Source organism: Candidatus Tokpelaia sp. (assembly GCF_008636115.1).
Taxonomy (GTDB): Bacteria; Pseudomonadota; Alphaproteobacteria; order Rhizobiales; family Rhizobiaceae; genus QLZD01.
In genome coordinates this window covers 72,880-95,887 of the sequence record NZ_QLZD01000033.1, presented here as the reverse complement: position 1 = coordinate 95,887, position 23,008 = coordinate 72,880, and the positions used below count along the sequence as shown (strand labels likewise).

The following is a 23,008-nucleotide window of genomic DNA, read 5'->3' as shown; positions in this document are numbered from 1 at the left end:
TTAGCGCCCAAATTCCGTTTATTGCCCGGCTCCCCTGCCACTCTGTTTAAGCCAGATTTACCTTGCGGTCAAACAGGCTTTCATAAGAATTGAGAGCATAATTATCCGTCATGCCGGCAATAAAATCGGCAATAATGCGCGCCCGGCTGCTGCCCGCATCGTCTTTTTGCTCCGCTATTATTCTGTTTTGCCATTCTTTTGGCAGAGCCTGCAGATTTTCCATATAATAAGCAAATAAATCTTTTAGAATATTTTCTGCCTGAGCACGGCCGGCCAAAAGCCTTTCATTATGGTAAAGATTTTTGTATAAAAAGCTTTTCAGCTCTTTCTCCTGCGCCGCCATTACGGCAGAAAAGACGACAAAAGGCTGAGAGGCTTTGTAAATTGCCTCAATATCAGGCGGCGCCGCCTCTTCCAGCCGGCGGCAGGCTTCTTCTATCACATCTTCCACCATGCCGGTAATCTGGCGGCGCACCAGCTCATAAGAGCGGCGCGGCGCGTCCAGGCCCGGATAAAGCTGCCGCACTTGCCGCCCCAGCCTGCCTGTCAGCTCCAGCCTGTCCAGTTGGGCAAAATTTATCAAGCCGGCACGCAAACCATCGTCAATATCATGCGCATTATAGGCAATATCATCAGCAATAGCGGCGCATTGCGCCTCCAGCCCGGCAAAATCGGCAAGGTGCAAATCCCATTTTGCATTAAAAGCCGCAATATAAGGATTAACTGCGCCGGCTTTACTGTGCCGGCCGGCCAGCGGGCCATTATGCTTGACCAGGCCCTCCAGGCTCTCCCATGTCAGGTTTAACCCGTCAAAAGCGGCATAGCGATGCTCCAGCAAGGTTACAATACGCAAGGTCTGGGCATTATGGTCAAACCCGCCAAACGGCTGCATAACAAGATTCAGCGCATCTTCCCCCGTATGGCCGAAGGGCGTGTGGCCAAAATCATGGGCAAGAGCAATAGCCTCGGCCAGGTCTTCATCAAGCCGCAAACTGCGCGCCAGGGCGCGGGCAATTTGCGACACTTCAATAGTATGGGTCAGCCGCGTGCGATAATGATCCCCCTCTTCAGCAATAAAAACCTGCGTTTTATGTTTTAGCCGGCGAAAAGCATTGGCGTGAATAACCCGATCGCGATCGCGCTGGAAAGCGCTGCGCGTGCGGCTTGCCGGCTCGGCAAAAAGGCGCCCGCGGCTTTTTTCAGGATTAGCGGCAAAAGGCGCCCGCGCCGCATAAGCGCAACCCAATATTATTTTATTTTTCTGCCCCGCTTCTTTCATTGAGCCTTATAGCCTTGCAAATCTGCTTTATCTGTATCGGCAGCCTGTCATTCAAACCGCATTTCAGACCGGCGCCGCACCAGCTTCCCGATTCCGCTGCCGGCAGGACTGTTTTATTTTGCTTTCCGGCTTTGTTGCAAGCTTTTTGTGACACGTGCAAGCTTAAACCGGCAGGTTTAATAAAAACCTTTCCCCATTGTGACAAAATATGCTAGTTTAACCGCTGTAACAGATTATGGCAGCATAATTGCGCACTTTTGCCGGTTCTGTGCCATGTATTTGGCCGGCAGGCAGGCATAAAGGCGGGAAACCCGAATAAAGGCAAAATATATGACAGTTTTTTTGTCAGCAGCGGCGGCAAAACGCATTGCCGCCATTCTGGCAGCCAATCCGGGCAAATCTGCCTTGCGTCTTTCGGTGGAAGGCGGCGGCTGTTCCGGCTTTTCCTATAAATATGAATTGGTAGAACAGGAAAAGCCGCAGAGAGATGATTTTGTTATAGAACAGGACGGGGCGCGGGTTTTTATCGATAATATTTCCTTGCCTTTCCTCGATAAAGCCGAAATTGACTTCATTGATAATTTAATGGGGCAGGCTTTTGCCGTTCATAACCCGAATGCCATTGCCTCTTGCGGCTGCGGCAGCAGTTTTTCCATTGCCTGAAAAGTATTATTTACCCTGCCGGCAATCAAGGCAGATTTATTTATGATGCAGGCGCAGCCTATGCTGAAAGTGAGGGACTTTGCCGGTATTTTGCTCTTTCTCCACACGAAAAAGCCGGAATTTTGCCCGCTGCTTTATTATCCCTTTATATCTGGCCTTTTGGAGTTTTATGCCGCAAGCCGCTTTTTCCCAATCAGCAATGGCAGTAAGACAGGCCGCCGCTGCTCAGGCTCCAGCCATAGCGCAACATAATCAGGGCGAAGCAGCAGCCGATAATAAACGCGGTATAGATGTTACTTCACCGGGGCAGGCGGAACTGACCATGAAAGCACATTTGACCGAAGGCGGCCCGCCTGTTCGCCAGGGACTGCAATGGCGTGTTTACGGCGCGAATCCTGGCTTGGGTAATAAATTGCCGCTTATTGCCCAATCAACCGACAGTTTCGCCAGATTTTCTCTCAAACCGGGGGATTATATTGCTTTTGTTGCCTTTGGCCGCGCCGGCATGAGCAAAGCCGTCACTTTAGCCGGCGGCAAAACCTATATGGAAGATTTTAATTTAAACGCCGGCGGGCTGAAATTAAATGCAATTCTGCCGGACGGCAAAATTAACGAAAAACAGTTGCATTTCACTATTTATAATGAGGGACAGCTTAGCGAGCAAAAGCCGCTGATTGAAGACGCAAAAGCCGGTGACATTATCCGCCTGCCGGCGGGCGCTTATCATATTGTCTGTAATTATGGCCAAGGCAACGCGGTTACCCGTTCCGATATACGCATAGAAGCGGGGAAACTGCTTGAAGCCACCATGCAGCAAAGAGCCGCCCAGATTATTTTAAAGCTGGTGCGGCAAACAGGCGGCGAAGCGCTGGCCGATACAAGCTGGGCGATTATGAATGATTCCGGCGATATTGTCCGTGAAATTGCCAATGCCAATGCCTATATTATTCTGGCTGAAGGCAATTATGTTGCGGTGGCAAAAAATAAAGACAAAATTTATCAAAAAGGCTTCACCGTTTTATCCGGCAAAGATGAAGAAATAGAAGTAGCGGCCACAGCGCAAAACAGTGTTGATGAAGACGGAATGGATTAAAGGATCAGGAATTCCGTTTCAGGCTGAAACGCTGCCTGCCTGTTTCTGCCCGGCAAATATCCGGCTTTTCATCATCTCAGCCCTATTATCCTGGTATCCCGGCGCCGCATAATGCCGGCCTGTTTGGGTTGAAGCCGGCTTCTTATCGCCGCGACTTTATATACTGGAGCAGTGTAAGGGAGTTACTATATCGCTTGTCCGGCTTTTCATCATCGCAACCGTGCCGCATGATTTGCCGCCAATAGTGCCGGCCTTATAATCCGGCTTGAGCGCCGTTTTCTTCCAGCATTGTCTTGACAGTGCCGGCTAATTGCTTGAGAGAAAAAGGCTTTGCCAAAAAGGCAAAATCAGCATTTTCAGGCAGGTTTTTGGCAAAGGCCTCCTGCGCATAGCCTGAGACAAAAATAAATTTTATATTCGGGTAAAATTGCTGCAATTCCTTCAACAAAGTCGGCCCGTCCATTTCCGGCATAACCACATCAGAAACAACAATATCAATAGCGCCCTGCCTCTCCTTGATAATGCGCAAGGCTTCTACGCCGCTTGCCGCTTCAAAAACCGTATAACCGCGCGATTGCAGCGCTTTTACCCCACCCATGCGCACAGCATCTTCATCTTCCACCAGCAGCACATTGGCCGAGCCGGAAAGATCTATCGCCTTTTCTGCTTTTGGCAGTTTTATCCCCGATTGGGTTAACAGGCCATATTGCCCGCCGGCGGCCGTTTGCCCGGGCAAAGGACTGCCCGCCGCGCCACTGGCAGCAGCAAAAACACTATCCGGCATCATATTTTGCCGGGCAATATAGCGCGGCAGATAAATACTGAAAACCGTTCCCTCCCCCACAGCCGAGCGGCAATAAATATAACCGCCTGTCTGGCTGACGATACCGTAAACCATAGAAAGGCCAAGCCCTGTCCCCTTCCCCACTTCTTTGGTGGTAAAAAACGGATCAAAAATTTTTTCCATAATTTCGGGAGCAATACCGCCGCCGCTATCGGCCACTTCTATCAAGACATAATCGCCCGGTTCAAAAGCCTGATAAGGCAGGTTCCGGCTCTCGGCCCTGCTGATATTATCAGTGCGAATGATCAAATCTCCCCCCTGCGGCATAGCATCGCGCGCATTGGCCACCAAATTCATAATCACCCGCTCAAGCTCCGCCTGGTCAGCCTTGACGGCCCATAAAGATTGCCCATGCTCAATTTTCAAACGCACGGAATCTCCGGCCAGGCGCACCACTAACAGGCGCAAATCCGCCAGCATATCGGTTAAATCCAATATTTCAGGGCGCAAAGTCTGCCGGCGTGAAAAAGCCAGTAATTGCCGCACCAGTGAAGCCGCGCGGCCGGCATTGTTTTTGATATTGATAATATCAGGGTGAGAGGGATCAGAGCTGCGATGGCTGCCCAACAGCAAATCGCATGACATAATAATCGCCGTTAAAACATTATTGAAATCATGGGCAATACCGCCTGCCAACTGGCCGACAGCCTGCATTTTCTGGCTGTGTTCCATTTGCTGCTCCAAGGCCCGCTGGCGTGTTATTTCCACGACAGAAACAATCACCGCCTCGTGACCGCGGCTGTCAGCCCGCACCGGCGTTATATAAAGGCGAATATAGCGTGTTTCCTCCCCCGGTAACACTACATCAAGCGGTGCCGCCGGCCCTGCTCCCGTGGTGAAAGCAACATTTACAGCCTGCATAACGCGCTCACGCTCCGGCTCGGCTATTGCGGCAAAAAAACGGATAATCTCTCGTTTGGCCCGGTTTTGCCCCGTCTCCGGCGGGAAAGCAGCCGTATCACTATTATCTACCAAAGCAAACATGGCATTAAAACGGGCATTAACCTGCATATATTGCAAACCGCGTTTTATTACCGCCAAAGCAATCGGACTACGATAAAAATAATCGTTAATGTCAAATTGTTGCGCCTGCTCCTGTTCTGCCGCCGGTTTGTCGGCAACAGCATTATCACCGGTATCCGGCGGTGCGCCGGCGACAAGACGGCCGACATTTTCCGGCAGCAGCAAAGCATGTGACACAGCGCCTTCCGCCTGCTTGCTGTCCATATAAAGATATAATATTTTCTGCTCCCCGCCTGCATCAGCGACATAGAGAGGCAGAGCAGCGGTTATATCAGGATAATCGCCCGCCTTTTCTTTATTACCCTGCTGTACCGCTGCCCGCCGGCGCAGATCCTGCTCCCAGACAGAAATTCTCTGCCCGTTTTCCCGGCCGAATATATTTTCAAGCGATAAAACCTCCGCCGGCTGAGAAAAATCAAATTGCACCAGACGCGCCAAAGCAGCATTAAAAAAGACAAGCCGTCCTGCCGTATCCCACGATAAAAAGCCCGCCGGCGCATTGTCAAAATGCCCCACGGCAGCCTGTAAATGATGAATAAAATCAGGCGGGCTTTCTCTTGCTTCTATTACCGTAATTGTCCATATGGCCAAAGCATAGCCGCCGGAAAAAAACGGGCGCACATCAATACGCCAATCGTGATTGCGCTTGTCGCCGGCTGCTTCACCAGTGGAAAGACCGGGGGGGATTACCGCCTCCGCAGGAATAACCGGCGGCTTAATCGCTTTGCCCTCCATAACAGGCAAAAAGTAGCGGTGCCGCACTATTTCCTGCAAAAACCGCCCTTTTTCGGCCGCCTCGCTCAGGCGACCGGCTGCTTCGGCGGCCTGATTATCGCGCGCCAGCAAAATTTCAGGCGCAACCGGCGCCGCTCCCGCCAGTTGCCGATAGGCTTTATTGCCATAGACAAAACGCCCCTTTTTATCGGTCAAAGCAATAGCAGCGGCAAGATTATCCAGCACATCGGCCGCAGCATTACTATCCGCCTCTTTCAGGCCGAAACGGCATAGACCAAAAGCAGCACAAAGCAGAAAAAATATCCCGACAGCCGCATAAAGGCTGATCAATGATAAAATCGCCTTTTCTGCCGGCTGATATTGAAAAACCAGAACAATGCCGATAAAAGCCGCGCCGATAAGAGCAATATAGAAACAGCGCAGCACAACAGCCCATATGTTTTTTGCCTGTCCGATTGTATCGGGCTGATTTTCTGCCAAAACAGTCTCCCTTTCCCGCAATGCAAGAGGCATATAATCCCCTGATTGTGATAATACCTGCCATTATCCGGCGGATATTTGCCGGAATTGCCGCAATATCTGCCCTGAAAGCCTGTCATTTACCATATTCCGGCTCTTATGCGCGCGGACATCTTGCCCTGCCCGTGCGCCGCATTATATGCTACGAGAAAAGATAATTCTCTGTGGATTGCTATTTTTTCACAGAGATTTTTTACATTGCTGTTTCGTATATTCGCCTAAAATATCCGAGGCTCTTGAAATATGGCAGCAAGGCTTTGGCCTGACTTTCATATCCGGCAACGATAATGGAGATTTCCTATGAATGCTTCTTGGCTAAGCGCAAGTATCGGTGCTGATGCGGCGCGTGTTGTCGGTTATTTGCTTGCCGCTCTTGCAGTCCTGCTCGCTCTCTGGCTTTGCTTTGTTGTTTTTCGCCGCCGGGGCGGCCGCGTTTTTGGCAAATCGAGGCATAAGGATAATCACAGAATTTCCGTGCGCGACAGTGTCGTCCTTGACAATCGCCGGCGCCTTGTCCTGATACGCCGCGACAATATTGAGCATTTATTGCTGACCGGCGGCGATTCTGATCTGGTTGTGGAAACATTTGCCGATTTATCCGGCAGCAGAAAGCATGAGGCTGAAGCGCGCCCGCCTGATGGCCGGCCGGATCATGCGAAATCTGCCAATAATCAGGGGGGAGTCCCGACAGCGACAAGGTCTCAGACGGCAGATAATGCTTATATGGCCAGGCCGCAGCCTGTGCCGGTGACAGATAATAATGAAAGGCAACGCGATTTTGCGGCGGAAAAAGCTCTTGCCCGCAGAGTCCGGCGCGATATGCCGCCAAACCCGAACCGGGACGCACGACCGGATAATAGCCGGCAGGAAGCAGCCATGCGGCCTGATGAAGCAGAGCGTTATGGCAGAGTAATGCGCGATATGCGGGCCGGCCCGGCTTTAACGGCAGAGCAAGCGGCGCGCCATGGCAATATGGCGGCTTTTTCTGCCCCGCGCGCCAATAATATGCCGCCGGTTACGCCGGTAATGCCGCATAACGGGCAAAATGCCGCTTATCCGGCCGGCGGCCGGCCGGCTGCCCCTGTCGATCAGGAAGGCGGCGGGCATAAAGACTTTACCGATATGGCTGAAAATATTCAGGCAAACGGCGCTTTCTCGCCCTACCCGATCCAGGACGACAGACAGGCCGCCTTGCGCGATACAATGCAGCGCAATGGGCAAAGCGCCGCTGCGTCGACAGCAATGCCGCCGCTGCGCGGCAATGAAACGGCCGCTATGGCCAATGGGCAGGGGCAAAATACACTTAACGGTATGCCTGATGCTCCCATTCGCCCAATAATGACCGAATCTTATGCGCCTTATCTCGGCTATATGCCGCGCGCGGCCGCACAGCCGCCTTTATCAGCCGGAAATATGCCTAATCCCGTTCCCCGCCCTGATAGAATGGCGCAGCAAAGTGACAGACAGGATAAAAGCCGCGATAATGTAGCAGCATTTGAAGAAATACAGGGCGCGCGCCCGCACTATAATAGTGCCAATTCCGGCAATACAGCCCGGAATATACATTCTGACAGAGCTAATGCGGATATGCGCCCGCCCGTAATGCAGACACAGCGGCAAAATTTCCAGAATCGGGAAGAAAGGAATATGAGCAAGGATTTTGACCTGGCTCCTCTCGGTTCTGCCAATGGTTTTGCCAAAATAACCCCGCCGGAAGAAAATGATTTTGATAAAATTCTGCAAGATGAATTATTGCGGGCACCTAACGGCATTAAATTCTCTTCTTCGCCAAAAAAATAAAGAGGGAGAAACCGGGCTGGAATTCTGCCTGCGCCTGATGCCGGTTTAAAACCGGCATTATTTTTGGCTGTTGCGCCTTGATTATGCCATAGGCTGCAATCTGAACGCCGGCAGACGCGGTGAAAATTGTCAGCCTTGCTTCAATCTGTATCGCCAGAAACAGTTGCAGAAAAACCTTCTACCCGTGATAAGCCCCAAAATGCCGACCTTGAAGAAAAATATTTTGTGTCATACCCGAATTTATTATAAGCAGAGCAAGCGGCGGCCGAAACATAAGAGCACGCCGGCGCAGTTTCGGGCAAAAATTCAGTTTAAGGTGTTATATGAATAATCTTATCCTTTCTGTCTCCTGCCGCGGACAAAAAGGCATTGTCGCGGCAGTTTCGTCCTGTCTGGCTAAAAATAACTGCAATATTACCGAGTTATCACAATTTGATAATTTAGAGACAGGTCGTTTTTTTATGCGTATCAATTTTATTGATGAGCAAAATAAGGGGCCGCAAAAGCTCAATAGCGATTTCAAAGAAATAAAACAAAATTTTGCCATGAAAGTGGAATTTCACGAAAAAGCGCAAAAAATGAAACTTGTGCTGATGGTTTCCAAATTCAGCCATTGTCTTTATGATTTGCTGTATCGCCGGCAAATCGGCGCCCTGCCGGTTACTATTGCGGCTATTATTTCCAACCATAATGATTATGCTGATTTAGCCGCGCTTCATGCTGTCCCTTTTCATTATATACCGGTTACAGACAATAAAACCGAAGCAGAAAACCGCTTAAAGGCCGTTATTGCCGAGACCGGGGCAGAACTGATTGTTCTGGCGCGTTATATGCAGGTTTTATCGGCTGATTTATGCGCAGCAATGGCCGGCAGAATTATCAATATTCACCATTCTTTTCTGCCGGGTTTCAAAGGCGCCAATCCTTACAGACAGGCCTGGCGGCGCGGGGTAAAACTGATTGGCGCTACGGCGCATTATGTGACGGCGGCGCTTGATGAAGGGCCGATTATCGAGCAAGATGTTATTCGCGTCAGCCATGCGCAAAGTGCCGAGGATTTTGTTGCTATCGGCCGCGATGTTGAAGCACAGGTACTGGCGCGGGCGGTTTTGGCGCATAGCCAGCACCGTATTTTTATTGATGATAACCGGGTTATTGTCTTCCCCGCCGGCCCCGGCGATTTTACTGCCGCCGGATAAGGCCAGTGCGGCCGGCCCTTATATGAGCTGCCGCCTTTATGGAATGAGATTGCCATGCGCTTGCACTTTATTACGGGAAAAACAGCATCAGGCAGAAAAGCCTGGCATAATTTGACCAAAAAATACGGCCAGGTAAAAACTAATCAGGCTGATTGCCTGATTGTGCTGGGCGGTGATGGCACTATGCTACAGGTGTTGCATAAATTCATGCATTATAATATTCCGATTTACGGTATGAATCGCGGCTCAGTCGGATTTTTAATGAATAATTATGAAGAGGATAATCTGCCTGAGCGTATTGCCAAAGCAGACAGAGAGAATATTTGCCCCTTGCATATGCTGGCAGAATCAGGAAAACACGGCCGCACAGAAGCATTGGCTATTAATGAAGTTTGCCTGTTCCGCCAGTCTTATCAGGCGGCCAAAATAAAAATCGCCATTGATGCGAAAACCCGTATGGAAGAGTTAATATGTGACGGGTTAATGGTGGCGACACCTGCCGGTTCTACTGCCTATAATTTATCGGCACAAGGGCCTATTCTGCCGCTAATGGCGCCGCTTCTGGCCTTAACCTCTGTCTCCCCTTTCCGGCCGCGCCGCTGGCACGGCGCCCTGCTCCCCAATAATGTAACAATTCGTTTTGATGTGCTGGATCACAAAAAGCGCCCGGTCAATGCTGCTGCCGATAATCGCGAGGTAAAATCAGTGCAGTCGGTCACTGTGGCTCTGGCCGGAAATGTGAAAATTGCTGTTTTATCTGACCCGCATCGCTCATGGGACGAACGCATTCTGGCGGAGCAATTCCCCGTTTCCTGCCCTGTTTAAAACATGGAAGCCTGGCCCGGTTTTTGTATTTCTTGCCGATTTCCCGCAAAAGGCCGGATTTTCTCGGCATATTGGGCCGTTTTCCAGCCGCAACTGATAAAATTCTCTTGTTTTCAGATAAACGGCTCATTATAATGACCTTGCTTTAGTCAGGCAGTGCAATCCGGTTGCTGGTCAATGCGGTTTTTCTCAGTCTGATTTTCCGTTAGGCACACAGGTCCGGCGGGGGTAGTATTGCCGGCTTTATCGCCCGGCAGAGTGATTAAGCCCGTTGTTCGCGGGCTTTGCGTAATAAAGAGAAAATAGAAAACGCCATTGACTGAACATATTGACAGCGTCTCTGCTCCTGATTTTGCCGATTTAGGCCTTTCCGCCAAAGTTCTTTCTTCCGTTAAGGAAACGGGTTATAACAGCCCCACGCCCATTCAGGCCGGCGCTATTCCCGCTATTTTGCAGCATTGTGATGTGCTGGGTATTGCCCAGACAGGCACAGGCAAAACGGCGTCTTTCGTCTTGCCAATGTTGACTTTGCTGGAAAGCGGGCGGGCGCGTATCCGCATGCCGCGCACGGTTATTATCGCCCCCACGCGCGAGCTGGCGGCGCAAATTGCCGAGAATTTTGAGAAATATGGTAAAAAACACCGGCTTAATATTGCCCTTTTGATTGGCGGCGTTTCTTTTGATGAACAAGAGCGCCGGCTAGAGCGCGGCGCCGATGTTTTGATTGCCACGCCCGGGCGTATGCTTGATCATTATGGCCGCGGCAAGCTGCTGCTGACCGGGGTGGAAATTCTGGTTATTGATGAAGCGGATCGCATGCTGGATATGGGCTTTATCCCCGATATTGAGCGTATTTGCAAACTTATTCCCATGACCCGGCAGACTTTGCTGTTTTCAGCCACTATGCCAGCGGAGCTGGAAGCGCTGGCCGGGCAGTTTCTGCATAATCCGCAGCGGATAGAAGTTGCTGCTGCCTCCAGCGCCGCGCGCACTATCAGCCAATATTTGGTAAAATCAGATAAAAAGCCCTGGGATAAACGCCGTGTTCTGCGCGCCCTTATTAAAGAGCAAGGTGAATATCTGAAAAATGCTATTATTTTTTGCAATCGCAAACGCGATGTCGGTGAATTATTCCGCTCATTGACGCGCCACGGTTTCAATGTCGGCGCTTTGCACGGCGATATGGATCAACATAATCGCATGACTGTGCTGGAAAACTTTCGCCGCGACAAATTGCAGCTGCTGGTTGCTTCCGATGTCGCCGCGCGCGGGCTGGATATTCCCGATGTCAGCCATGTCTTTAATTTTGATGTTCCCATTCATGCCGAAGATTATGTGCATCGTATCGGCCGCACCGGGCGAGCAGGGCGCAGCGGCACGGCTTTTACCATTATAACGCCAAATGATGCTAAAGCCGTTGAAGCTATTGAGAAACTTATCGGAGAGGCTATTCCCCGCTTTCATCAAGCAGAGACAATAGCAGCAAACCAGGCGGAAAGTGATGCTGCTGCCGCGAAAAGCAGCAATAAGCAGAGGAAAGCTGCCGGTGCCGGGCCGGGAGCGCAAGCAGATCCGACAGTAAAAAGTGAAAAAAACCGCAATAGTGGCAAAAACAGGGTCAATAAAGCGCACATAATGGCTAAGGCTGAAAGACCGGAAAGGCAGCAGCCTGTGGCAGAAAAATTATCACCCGCGGCAAAGCGGCAGCCGAAACACAGCAAGGCGGAAAGCAATAAAATCCTTGGTTTTGGCCAGGATATGCCTGCTTTTATGCGGATTCCCACACAATAATTGGCGCTCATTGATAATTGGCTGCAAAGACAGCCTGTGTCAGGTGCAGCTTCTGCCTCTTATTCTGCAATTTCTGTAATATCCACAATAAGAGGCGTATGAATTACTAAAACCTGGACAGGTTTCCGGCTTGCTCCGTTTTTCTGTTAGCTATATTTGCGCCGCCAGTGGCCGCCTCACTGCCTCAGTTGCAGCTTGACCGCATTTTGCACAGCTCATGCGCGCCTGTTCTTTGCTGCGCCCGCCGCCGCAGGGTCGAGCGTCCAACCCGGGCGCTGTTTGCACAGCTCGCGCGCGCCCCTGCGGTTTGCACGCTCCGCGCGCCCCTGCGGTTTGCACGCTCCGCGCGCCCCTGCGGTTTCTGATTAGTTATGCCGGTAGCTGCAATAATCGCGGCGAAGATTGAGCTGCAAGCCTGCCTATGCTTAACCGGCTGCATTTGGCCAGATTATTGGCACAAACAGCATAATCAATATGACAGGCTCTGTCCTGCCGGCGATAGAGATAGAACTGGGGCATATTTCTTCTCCCTGTTTTTCAGCAGCCTGCAAGCGATACAGGCTGATAAAACCCAAAGCCTGCAATTCCTTTGCCACATCAGAATGATTCCACCGGCGGTCAGGTCTGTCCCAAATAATATTTCTGTTAAAATCCCCTATTATCAGGCTGTTATCGCTACGCGGATTTTCTCCATGCAGTTGCAAATATTTCCATAATTGCCCGATATAGGCAAAAGCGCCGTCTTTATGGCTGTCTTTCGTCCACACAGCCAGAATAATATATTCGCCAAACTAAAAAGGGAGAAAAAGTCTTAAGTCCGCTGTCTTCCAGCTAAAAGACGGCGTATTATCGGCCCGGAGGGAAATAGTGAAACTGCTGTTCCATGCCAAAGCTTTAAGCCTGTTGCGGCTTTTGGCAAACATGCCAATGCCTTTATGGTAAAAATCGCCCACCCATAAATAGTCTCCCGCCCATTCTCGATATTCTGCCGTCTAATAGAGCGGATTCTCACATTCCTGCACAATAAAAATATCAGCTTTTAACCTTGTCAGATCTTTCAGCTTTTTTCTTAAAGATCCGTGGCAATTCCCTGATATAATGCGTATAATTCTCTCTGATTGCTGCAAAATATAATGGCGGATTCACCTGTTTCAGCATAGAGCGCGCATAGTGCCTTTATCCCCAAGGGCGCGCCGGCCGCCAAAGCAGAATCAGCCCCGGCACCCGCCGGCCAAACCGCACCCGCCCGCGCTTTGCCCAAAGCAGGCAAAAAGCCAATAGCTAAAAGGATAAATTTATTTCCCCAAATTGCCGCCAGTCAAACGATAAAAAACAAGTTCCCGCCCCATAAGCGGCAATAAATCCGCCAGTTCCGGCCCGCTATCACGCCCGGTCAGCGCATGGCGCAGAGGTTTGAACAATTCTTTACCTTTGCGGCTGCTCGCCTGCTTGATTGCGCCAATCCACTGCCCGCAACTCTCATGATTCCACGGTTCGAGCGGCAATAACTCAGCGGCTTTTTGCAAAAATGTCGCTTCATCATAAGAGGCGGGGATAAATTTAATGGCTTTATCTGTGATAAGCGGCCACCACACAGAAGCATCAGATAATTTATCAATATTATTGCGAATAACGGCCCAAAAGGCTTTGGCTTTATCTCCCTTTATGCCCTGCCCGGCCAGAGCGGCCGCCGCTTGTTCATAAGGCAAATGGCGCATAAGGTGACCATTCAGATTAAGCAAATCAGCCGGGTCAAACCTGGCGGCCGAGCGTGAAACAGCGGCAAGAGAAAAATGCCCGGACAGTTCTGCCAGGCTATTATAGGCGACAAGATTTTCCGATGTGCCGGTCAATACCGCCAGGGACGCGATGGCCATTGGCTCAAACCCTGCTTCACGCAGGCTGCGCACTGATAAATCGCCCTTACGTTTGGAAAGCCCTTCACCCGTAGCGCTTGTCAGCAAATTAACATGCCCGAAAACCGGAAGAGCCGCCCCCAAAGCATTAAACAGCGCAATTTGCACCCCGGTATTGGTAATATGATCATCACCCCGAATAATATGAGAAACGCCCATATCCATATCATCAACAACAGAAGGCAGCGTATAAAGATAAGTGCCGTCAGCGCGCACCAGCACCGGGTCGGAAACAGAGGCCAGATCCACTGTCTGGCGGCCGCGCACACTATCCAGCCAATGCACTTCACTGCGCTGAACAGCAAACGGATCTTTACCATCATAATTTGGCAGCAGAAAACGCCAATGCGGTTTACGCCCCTCTGCCGCATAGGCTTTTTTCTCTGCCTCAGTCAGTTTTAACGCCTCGCGGCCATAAACAGGCGGCAATTTCCGCGACAGGCGGATTTTGCGCCGCCTTTCCAATTCTTCCGCCGTTTCATAACAGGGATAAAGCAGGCCGACCTCACGCAGGGAATCACTCACCAGCCCATAGCGCTCAAACCGGGCAGATTGAAAATAAATTTCATCGGGCTTGATACCCAGCCAGGCTATATCTTCGGCAATAGCGTCAATATATTCCTGTCTGGAGCGGCCGCTATCCGTATCATCATAGCGCAGGATAAATTGTGACTGTTTTTCATGCCCCTTTATTTTGCCGCCTCTATGCTGCAGGGCAAAAAGCCAGTTGAACAGAGCAATACGCGTATTGCCAATATGAATATAGCCGGTGGGGGAAGGAGCAAAACGGACACGAATCATATTTTTACCCAAAAGCCTGCTCAATAAAGCGGCAGAGCTTCATTGACAGCAAAAACCCGGCGCAGTTCTGAAGCCGTTGACTATCGGATAGCGCCGCATTGCGCCAAAAGCCTTCGGGCCAAGTTTCACCCCCGGCGCCGCCTGTCGCCGCTTATATTCGGCAATGTATAGCAAATGCTCTACCCGTTCAACCACATCTTGCGGATATCCTGCGGCAATAATCGCCGGGCAATCCATTTCCTCTTCAATAAAACACTGCAAAACTGCGTCCAGAAGCGGATAAGGCGGCAGGCGATCTTCATCGCGCTGCCCGGCGCTCAGCTCGGCCGAAGGCGCTTTGGCAATAATATTGGGCGGAATGGGCGCCGCGACATTATTTTTGCCGCTTTCAGGCAGGCAGCTATTGCGCCAGCGGCTCAAAGCATAAACCTGCATTTTATAAACATCTTTTATCGGATTAAAGCCGCCATTCATATCGCCATAAAGCGTAGCAAAGCCAACAGCCATTTCCGATTTATTGCCGGTGGTTATCAGCATGGCACCGCTTTTATTGGATAAAGCCATTAAAAACAGGCCGCGCATACGGCTTTGCAGATTTTCTCGCCACACATTATCTTCAGCCGGTTTTGCCGCCAATCGCAATTTTTTTGGCGCAGCCTCTTCCCCAAGCAATGGCGCCAGCGCTGCGCCTGCCGCTTCCACCGCTTTTTCTATCGGCAATATAATATAGTCGCAGCCCAGATTTTTGGCGCAATGCTCGGCATCTTTAAGAGAATCGTCACTCGTATAGCGGTAAGGCAGCATAATGGTCTGCACATTTTCCGCTCCCAAGGCGTCCGCTGCCATAGTCGCACATAAAGCGGAATCAATACCGCCGGAAAGCCCCAATAAAACTTTTTTAAAACCGCTTTTGCCGACATAATCGCGCAAACCCAGCATACAGGCGGTATAATCAGCCTCTTCCCCCTGTAAAACACGCCGCTTTCCGCCTTTCACACAGCGCCAGACCGCACCGCTTTTTTCCCAATCAGCTATCGCCAGATCTTCAGCAAAATGCCTGGCCTGGGCAACATATTTGCCGCTGCCGTCAACGGCAAAAGAACCGCCGTCAAACAGCAGCTCGTCCTGGCCGCCAAATTGATTGGCGTAAATGAGCGGCAAACCGCTTGCCCGCGCCTGCTCTGCCGCCACCTGCAAACGGCGGGCAGGTTTGTCGCGGCTATAAGGCGAAGCATTGGCGACCAAAAGCAGTTCCGCCCCTTTGGCAGCCAGTTTTTGGCCGAATTTTCCGTCATTCCACAAATCTTCGCATATTGGCAGCCCCAACAGGCAGTTACGCCATAGTACCGGCCGGCTTGTGGCAAACCGCCCGCGGCCGGCGGTAAAAACCCGTTTCTCAGTAAATTCATCATAATTGGGTAAATCAGTTTTATGACGCTCGGCAATAATTTCACCGCTGTCCAGCAGCATAACAGCATTATATACCAAACCGCCGCGCGCAACCGGCAGGCCGATAAGAATTGCAGTTTCACCTTTTCGTGTAGCCGCTGCCAGATCCTGCGCTGCCTGCTCACAAGCCTGCACAAAAGCCGGGCGCAATACCAAATCCTCCGGCGTGTAACCGCTTAAGAATAATTCAGGAAACAGCACAATATCCGCTTTTGCCGCTGCGGCCTGAAGCAAGGTCTGTTTTGCCCGCTGTAAATTGCCCGCTATATCTCCCACACAGGGGTTTAGCTGGGCAATAGCAATACGCAGGCGCTGTTTTCTGCTCATCGAATTTCCCTTGAGCCGGCCTGATACAGGCTCTTCACGGCGTGAAGCCTTAAACCTGTTTACGGCCATGGCGATAGCAATAAGACGGCTGATACATGGTCACCAATTCTTCCGCCGCGCTGGGGTGCAGGGCCATAGTTGCATCAAAAATATTTTTTGTCACCCGGCCTTTCACCGCAATAGCCAGCAGTTGCACTGTCTCCCCCGCCTCGCCGCCCAATATATGCGCGCCGACAACAATGCCGCTCTCGCCATCAACCAGCAATTTCATAAAAATTTTGCCCGGCGCGCCGGAAACACTATTGCGCAACGGCCTGAAACGGGTGCGATATACTTTGACAAAAGGCAGTTGCTGCGCCGCCTCTTCTTCTGTCAGGCCGACTGTGCCGATTTCCGGGTCGGCAAAGACGGCAGTCGGAATAAAGTGATAATCCGGCGCGCTCGGCTCTCCTTCAAAGGCAGTTTTAACAAAACACATGGCTTCATGAATAGCCACCGGCGTTAATTCTACCCCGCCGGTTACATCGCCGACAGCATAAATATTATCTATTTGTGTTTGCATAAAGCGGTTTACCGGCACGGCCCCATTGGCAGCCGGTTGAATACCCGCTTTTTCCAGCCTCAGCCCGGCCGTATTTGGCAGGCGCCCCAGTGCCAGCAAAATCTGCCCGGCTTGATAAAGGCTGCCATCTGAAAGCTCGGCCACAAAACCCTCCCCTTTTCCGCCTGCCGGTTTAACATGCGTAATCACCGCCTGGTGAATAATTTTAATCCCCCTGGCCTGTATTTCCTCTTCCAGCAGGTGGCGTAAATCACCGTCAAAGCCGCGCAAAATCTGCCCGCCGCGATAAACCAGCGTCACCTCTACCCCCAAATCATGCAAAATAGAGGCAAATTCCACCGCAATATAGCCGCCGCCGGCAATAAGAACAGATTGCGGCAAAACCTCCAGATTAAATATATCATTGGACGTCAGGCATAAATCGGCACCGGGGAAATCCGGCACAAAGGGCTTTGCTCCGGCAGCAATTAAAATCAATCTGGCGCGCAGCACTTTGCCGCCTGCCATCTGCACCGTATGCCTGTCTAAAAGCTGCGCTTTTTCATGAAAAATTTTGACCCCGCTTGCTTCAACATTATGCCTGTAAAGCTCCTCCAGCCGGGTAATTTCCTTATTTTTTGCCGCCAGCAAGGTCGGCCAGTCAAATTTCACATCGCGGCTCCGCCAGCCAAAAGCTTTTGCATCAACAAAATCCTGAGCATAAGACGCCGCATAAGTGAATAATTTTTTCGGCACGCAACCGCGAATGACACAAGTGCCGCCCAGGCGATATTCTTCCGCCAGCGCCACGCGCAGCCCGCGGGCTCCACTCAGGCGCGCCGCCCGCACCCCGCCGGAGCCGCCGCCTATCACAAATAAATCATAATCATAGCCAGACATTTGCGTTTTCTCTTGTCTTGTTTGCTTTTGGCGGCGTGGCGCAACACAACCTGCCGCAGCAAAATATTACCGGGCCAATAAAGCGCAGAATCCCGGCCGGAATTTCTATTACTGGCCGAATTTAAGCGCCATTGGCTTATCCTTTGTTTGCCCCGGATTCTGCCTTTGCTGTCTGCCGGCAGATTCGGCATTTAATTTGGCGTCCAGCGCCTTGCCGACACCGGCACCCAGATCCTGCGCCACGCCCTGACGCCAAATATCATAAGCGCCCACAGATTCCGCCATGGAAGCCGGCCCTTCTTTCAATAATTTTTTCCCCGTGCTCGAGCCGTAAAATCCGGCAATTTCATTTAATTCCGCTTCAGTAAAATGCCGGGCATAAACACGCGCCACTTCTTTTTCCAAATCAGCGCGGCGCGGCACCAGCAACATGGCCTGTTCGTCTACTGTTTTAGAAATAAGACCAGCCAGATTGGGATCGCGCTGGCTTAATTCATTTTTCAGCTCCAGCGCCGTATCCGGCAAAAATGAGTCAAATTGATCAGTCGCGTGAATAGCGGCGATAGCGCGTTGTGCTGCCTGCAAATGCGAAGGCGTCACAATTTGCGCGGCAGCAGGAGAAAGAGCCGCGCTCCCCCCTGTAATAGTCAATGCTGCCGCGATACACCATGCCCTTTGATGCTGAAAAAAAGATAAGGCCATTCACTCTTCTCCCGATTATAAAATAATTTTTCCGTTTTCTATAAGACAGGCCCCATTATTGGGCATTATCTCCGTCTATTCTTAAATTTGGGGCAGTGTAAAGCAAAAAATTGCGGCGTGTTTATGAATATTTCTCAAGCCGGACTGATTATCTGCCTTTACTTCCCTTCAGCCTCGATAATTTCTACCGCACCGGAATTATGCGCGACAATGGCGCGGCAATTTGGGTGGAAAAACAGGCCGTGTTCTACCACTCCCGCCACTTGACAAAGCGCTGCCGCCAAGGCTGAAGGAGCGGAGATATTATGGAATGAGGCGTCCAATATATAATGCCCGCCATCGGTTATAAAGGGGGGCAAGGGGGCCGTGCCTGTTTTGCCGGGATCGGCGGCAAGGCGCAGGCGAAGAGCGCCGCGCAGACCCAAAGCGGCAGCCTTTGCCGCAATAGCGTCTTTTGTCGCCGCCAGACCAAAAGGGTTTACCTCTACCGGCAGCGGAAAGGCGCCAAGCCGGCTGACCTGCTTGCTTTCATCGGCAATGACAAGCATTTCTCTGGCCGCATAAGCGATAATTTTCTCACGCAACAGAGCGCCGCCGCCGCCTTTTATCAGTGTTAAATATCTATCCAGCTCATCGGCACCGTCTATTGCTATATCCGGCTGCGGCACATTATCCAGATCGGTTAGCGGCACGCCAAGCTCAAGACACAAAGCGCGGCTGCGCTCCGATGTCGGCACGCCGACAATATCCAGCCCCTGTTTTACTTTTTCTGCCAGCAGGCGGATAAATTCTTCCGCTGTCGACCCTGTCCCCAGCCCCAGACACATGCCGGCGCGGACAAATTCCAGCGCTCTGGCCGCCGCCGCCTGTTTTAAATGCCGTTTATCCGCCATTTACTATCACCATTTATATCAAACACCAAGGCCTGAATTTCTCAGCACCATTTTTGTCTCGACAACCCCTTTAAAGGCCTCCACCATAGCGATATTATGCGGTTTTACCGCATATCGACCCAGCGAAAATTCATATTCGCGCACCTGCCCGCCTTCATCTTGTGTCAAAATACACTCAACTTCACACCCTGCCCCTTCAGCGCCCAGACAATCGGCTATTTTTGCCGCTGCCTGCGCTGAGGATAAATAAAGTGTAAGTTTTTTATAGATTTTTTCGGCAGCCTCACTCAGAGATTCCACGCTCTGCACCTGCAGCCTGACATCTTCATCACGCTTTTCTCCCCTGACCTGCAACAGCAAGGCGGCGCCCGGCTCAAAACGGTCTCCCCATCGCTCCAATTCTTCTGAAAACAGCGGTAATTCATAAAAACCGCTATTATCCGATAATTGCACAATGCCCATTTTATTGCCGGTGCGCGTTTTACGAATTTGCTTACCTATGACTGTCCCCGCCAAATAACCTCTCTCTTCAGCGCTCTGATTAAGAAGTTTTTCTGCAAATACGGCATAAGTCTGCACCCGCTTTTTGGCCAGAACCGCCTCATATTCATCAAGCGGGTGGGCAGAAAGATAAAAACCGGCAGTCTGAAATTCGCGGTGCAACCGGTCGGAACTGCTCCAGCGCTCAGTTTCCAGCGGCAAAGTCAGCCTGTCCTTAAACCCGCCGGCAGCCGCAAAAATATCAACCTGGCCATTATTTTTGTCTTCCGCCAGGCGCTGGGCATAGGCCAGAATACTATCCAGCCCCGCCATTAAGACTTCCCGATCGACGCCGAAACTGTCAAAGGCCCCGGCCTGAATCAGACTCTCCCAGACACGGCGGTTAATCAGGCGCGGATCAGTGCGCTCGCAAAAATCTTCCAGCGTTTTAAACGGCACAAGGCCGCGCGCCGCGACAATGTGATCGGCCGCCGCTTCCCCCACGCCTTTTATGGCCGCCAGCGCATAATAAATCGCCCTATCCCCCACGACAAACGGGCGGCCTGAACTCTGCACTGAGGGCAGCACAATTTCAATGCCAAGCCGCTTGGCCTCATGGCGAAAATCATTAAGCCTGTCCGTATTTGACATATCATAAGTCATGGAAGCTGCCAGAAATTCCACCGGATAATGCGCCTTTAACCAGGCAGTCTGATAGGATACCAGCGCATAAGCAGCCGCATGCGATTTATTAAAACCATAATCGGCAAATTTTGCCAGCAGGTCAAAAATAACATTGGCCTGTTCTTCCGATATGGCGTTTCTTACCGCCCCATCGACAAAGCGTGTGCGCTGCTTATCCATCTCCGCGCGGATTTTTTTGCCCATAGCGCGGCGCAGCAAATCTGCTTCTCCCAGCGAATAGCCGGATAAAAGCTGGGCAATCTGCATGACCTGCTCCTGATAGACAATAACGCCCTGCGTCTCCTTTAACAAAGGGTCAATAAGCGGGTGAACAGAGGTAATTTCCTCCTCACCGTTTTTGCGGGCATTATAAGTGGGGATATTTTCCATCGGCCCCGGGCGATACAGCGCCACCAGCGCAATAATATCCTCAATTCTGTCAGGCTTCATACCAATAAGCGCCTTGCGCATACCGGCACTTTCCACCTGAAACACGCCCACCGTCTCGCCGCGCGACAACATGGCATAAGTAGCGGCATCATCAAGGGGAATATGAGATAAATCAATATCAATGCTGCGCTTTTTAAGAAAATCAACTGCCGTCTGCAAAATGGTCAGCGTTTTCAGCCCCAGAAAGTCAAATTTAACCAGGCCAGCCTGTTCCACATATTTCATATTAAACTGGGTAACTGCCATATCCGAGCGCGGATCACGATACATAGGCACTAATTGCGACAAAGGCCGGTCACCAATAACAATACCGGCCGCATGGGTGGAAGCATGGCGGTAAAGCCCTTCCAGTTTCTGCGCAATATCCAGCAATCGGCCGACCAGCGCGTCTTTTTGTTTTTCTTCCGCAAATTTCGGCTCATCGCTCACCGCCCTGGCCAGTGATACCGGATTGGCCGGATTGGAAGGCACTAATTTGCTCAAGCGGTCAACCTGGCCATAAGGCATTTCCAGCACCCGGCCGACATCGCGCAACACAGCACGCGCCTGCAAAGTCCCGAAAGTGATAATTTGCGCCACCTGATCACTGCCATATTTCCTCTGCACATAATGAATGACTTCTTCACGGCGATCCTGACAAAAATCAATATCAAAATCCGGCATGGAAACACGATCCGGGTTTAAAAACCGCTCAAACAGCAGCGAAAAACGCAGAGGATCAATATCGGTAATGGTCAAAGCATAAGCGACCAGCGAACCGGCACCGGAGCCGCGCCCCGGCCCCACCGGAATACCCCGCGCCTTGGCCCATTTGATAAAATCCGCCACAATGAGAAAATAGCCGGGAAAGCGCATGCGGATAATAACAGAAATTTCATAATCCAGCCTTTCCTGATAATCTTTTTCGCTGTAACCCGGCGCCGGCCCGGCCATTTGCAGCCTTGCGGTCAAACCAAGACGCGCCTCATCGGCCAAAGCTTTGGCCTCTGCCTGAAAAACCGCCTCGCTATCGTGCAAATTTCGCCCGGAGTCAACAAAACTCGGCAAAATCGGCCGGCGCGCCGGGGCGCAAACATGGCAGCGCCGGGCAATTTCCACCGTATTGGCCAGCGCTTCAGGAATATCGGCAAAAAGCGCCGTCATTTCCGCCTCGGTCTTGAGATAATGATCCGGCGTTACCCGGTGGCGATCAGGCACTGAAAGCACTTGCCCGGCTGCCACAGCCAATAGCGCATCATGCGCTTCATAGTCTTCACGATTGAGAAAAAAAGCCTCATTAGTGGCGACAAGCGGCAGATTTTTGTCATAAGCCATATCCACCAGCGCTGCCTCAACGGCTTTGTCATAGCGGCCATGGCGCTCCATTTCCACATAAAGCCGATTGCCAAAACAGCGGCTCAACCAATCCAGCCGGCTTGCCGCCAGTTCAGCTTTCCCCTGCTGCAATAAGCGGTTAACAGGCCCGTCAAAACCGCCGGTCAGGATAATCAGGCCGCAGGCCCCCTCACCCTCCAGCCAGGGAGCCTCAATATGCGGGCTTGAGCTTTCATCTTTATCGAGATAGGCACGGCTGACCAGCCGCACCAGATTGGCATAGCCTTCATCACTGGCCGCCAATAAAATAATAGCGGGATAATCCGCAGCAAAGCGCGCCCGGCCGGCGCCTTGTTCTTCCCCTTCATCATTAAAATCAATGCTGAGTTTGCAGCCGATAATCGGCTGAACTCCAGCTTTTACCGCTTTTTGTGAAAATTCCAGCGCGCCGAATAAATTATTGCTGTCCGTCACCGCAATAGCGGGAGCAGAATGCTGCTGTGCATAGGTGATGATTTTATCAATTTTCAGCGCCCCTTCGAGCAGCGAATAGGCCGAATGCACGCGCAAATGAATAAAAGCAGGATTTATCTTTGTTTTTATCACGCCTTCCTTCTGCTGCCGCATTATGCCTCCGGTCATTAAAATACCGCTCCCTGAACGATTCCGCCGCCCCGCCCTGTCCAAGCTTAGCCCAAGGCTGAATGAGAGGCAATAGGCCGACAAGCTTCCCGGCCGGCAAGCACACGAAAAAGAGAAGAGAGCAACGGGCAAGGCAGG

Annotated in this window: 14 protein-coding genes and 1 pseudogene; 6 read left to right on the top strand and 9 right to left on the bottom strand. The window is 51.3% G+C overall.

The window, feature by feature from the left end; genetic code table 11:
- Positions 1–46: 46 nt before the first annotated feature.
- Positions 47–1,279: a deoxyguanosinetriphosphate triphosphohydrolase gene (locus DPQ22_RS06290; protein ID WP_150214241.1), complete on the bottom strand. Its 1,233-nt coding sequence runs from the start codon at positions 1,277–1,279 to the stop codon at positions 47–49.
- Positions 1,280–1,609: 330 nt separating this feature from the next.
- Here DPQ22_RS06290 and DPQ22_RS06285 point away from each other — a divergent pair, with 330 nt between their 5' ends.
- The gene (locus DPQ22_RS06285) at positions 1,610–1,942 is read left to right on the top strand and encodes a HesB/IscA family protein (RefSeq protein WP_150214239.1); all 333 of its coding nucleotides are present in this window, start codon (positions 1,610–1,612) and stop codon (positions 1,940–1,942) included.
- A gap of 199 nt (positions 1,943–2,141) precedes the next feature.
- Complete coding sequence (locus DPQ22_RS06280; RefSeq protein ID WP_150214237.1) at positions 2,142–3,035, top strand: hypothetical protein; 894 nt, start codon at positions 2,142–2,144, stop codon at positions 3,033–3,035.
- 253 nt (positions 3,036–3,288) lie between these two features.
- Here the strand turns inward: DPQ22_RS06280 and DPQ22_RS09330 are convergent, their stop codons facing one another.
- Positions 3,289–6,150 carry an ATP-binding protein gene (locus DPQ22_RS09330; RefSeq protein ID WP_150214235.1) on the bottom strand — a complete coding sequence of 954 codons (2,862 nt, stop codon included), beginning with the start codon at positions 6,148–6,150 and terminating at the stop codon, positions 3,289–3,291.
- A 306-nt stretch (positions 6,151–6,456) separates the two neighbouring features.
- Between DPQ22_RS09330 and DPQ22_RS06270 the strand changes: the two genes are divergently transcribed.
- The 4 genes and pseudogenes from DPQ22_RS06270 to DPQ22_RS06255 form a co-directional block, all read left to right on the top strand.
- Positions 6,457–7,956 carry a flagellar biosynthetic protein FliO gene (locus tag DPQ22_RS06270; RefSeq protein WP_150214233.1) on the top strand — a complete coding sequence of 500 codons (1,500 nt, stop codon included), beginning with the start codon at positions 6,457–6,459 and terminating at the stop codon, positions 7,954–7,956.
- Positions 7,957–8,279: 323 nt separating this feature from the next.
- Positions 8,280–9,155 carry a formyltetrahydrofolate deformylase gene (gene purU, locus DPQ22_RS06265; protein ID WP_150214230.1) on the top strand — a complete coding sequence of 292 codons (876 nt, stop codon included), beginning with the start codon at positions 8,280–8,282 and terminating at the stop codon, positions 9,153–9,155.
- Positions 9,156–9,209: 54 nt separating this feature from the next.
- On the top strand, positions 9,210–9,980 hold the full coding sequence (locus DPQ22_RS06260) for an NAD kinase (RefSeq protein ID WP_150214228.1): 771 nt from the start codon (positions 9,210–9,212) through the stop codon (positions 9,978–9,980).
- Positions 9,981–10,307: 327 nt separating this feature from the next.
- Positions 10,308–11,436: pseudogene (locus DPQ22_RS06255) on the top strand (DEAD/DEAH box helicase); the annotation flags it as partial.
- A 760-nt stretch (positions 11,437–12,196) separates the two neighbouring features.
- Here DPQ22_RS06255 and DPQ22_RS06250 read toward each other — a convergent pair.
- From DPQ22_RS06250 to dnaE, 7 genes are all read right to left on the bottom strand, one after another.
- On the bottom strand, positions 12,197–12,538 hold the full coding sequence (locus tag DPQ22_RS06250) for a hypothetical protein (protein WP_150214226.1): 342 nt from the start codon (positions 12,536–12,538) through the stop codon (positions 12,197–12,199).
- A 528-nt stretch (positions 12,539–13,066) separates the two neighbouring features.
- Complete coding sequence (gltX, locus tag DPQ22_RS06245) at positions 13,067–14,488, bottom strand: glutamate--tRNA ligase (RefSeq protein ID WP_150214224.1); 1,422 nt, start codon at positions 14,486–14,488, stop codon at positions 13,067–13,069.
- Positions 14,489–14,527: 39 nt separating this feature from the next.
- Positions 14,528–16,264, bottom strand: coding sequence for an NAD+ synthase (locus DPQ22_RS06240; protein WP_150214222.1), 1,737 nt, complete (start codon positions 16,262–16,264; stop codon positions 14,528–14,530).
- A gap of 49 nt (positions 16,265–16,313) precedes the next feature.
- Positions 16,314–17,705, bottom strand: coding sequence for a glutathione-disulfide reductase (gorA, locus tag DPQ22_RS06235; RefSeq protein ID WP_150214219.1), 1,392 nt, complete (start codon positions 17,703–17,705; stop codon positions 16,314–16,316).
- A gap of 108 nt (positions 17,706–17,813) precedes the next feature.
- Entirely contained in the window at positions 17,814–18,407 is a 594-nt protein-coding gene (locus DPQ22_RS06230) for a DUF2059 domain-containing protein (protein ID WP_150214217.1), read from the bottom strand.
- 158 nt (positions 18,408–18,565) lie between these two features.
- Positions 18,566–19,300 carry a ribose-5-phosphate isomerase RpiA gene (gene rpiA / locus DPQ22_RS06225; protein ID WP_150214215.1) on the bottom strand — a complete coding sequence of 245 codons (735 nt, stop codon included), beginning with the start codon at positions 19,298–19,300 and terminating at the stop codon, positions 18,566–18,568.
- An 18-nt stretch (positions 19,301–19,318) separates the two neighbouring features.
- Entirely contained in the window at positions 19,319–22,855 is a 3,537-nt protein-coding gene (dnaE, locus tag DPQ22_RS06220) for a DNA polymerase III subunit alpha (protein ID WP_150214782.1), read from the bottom strand.
- Positions 22,856–23,008 lie beyond the last annotated feature (153 nt).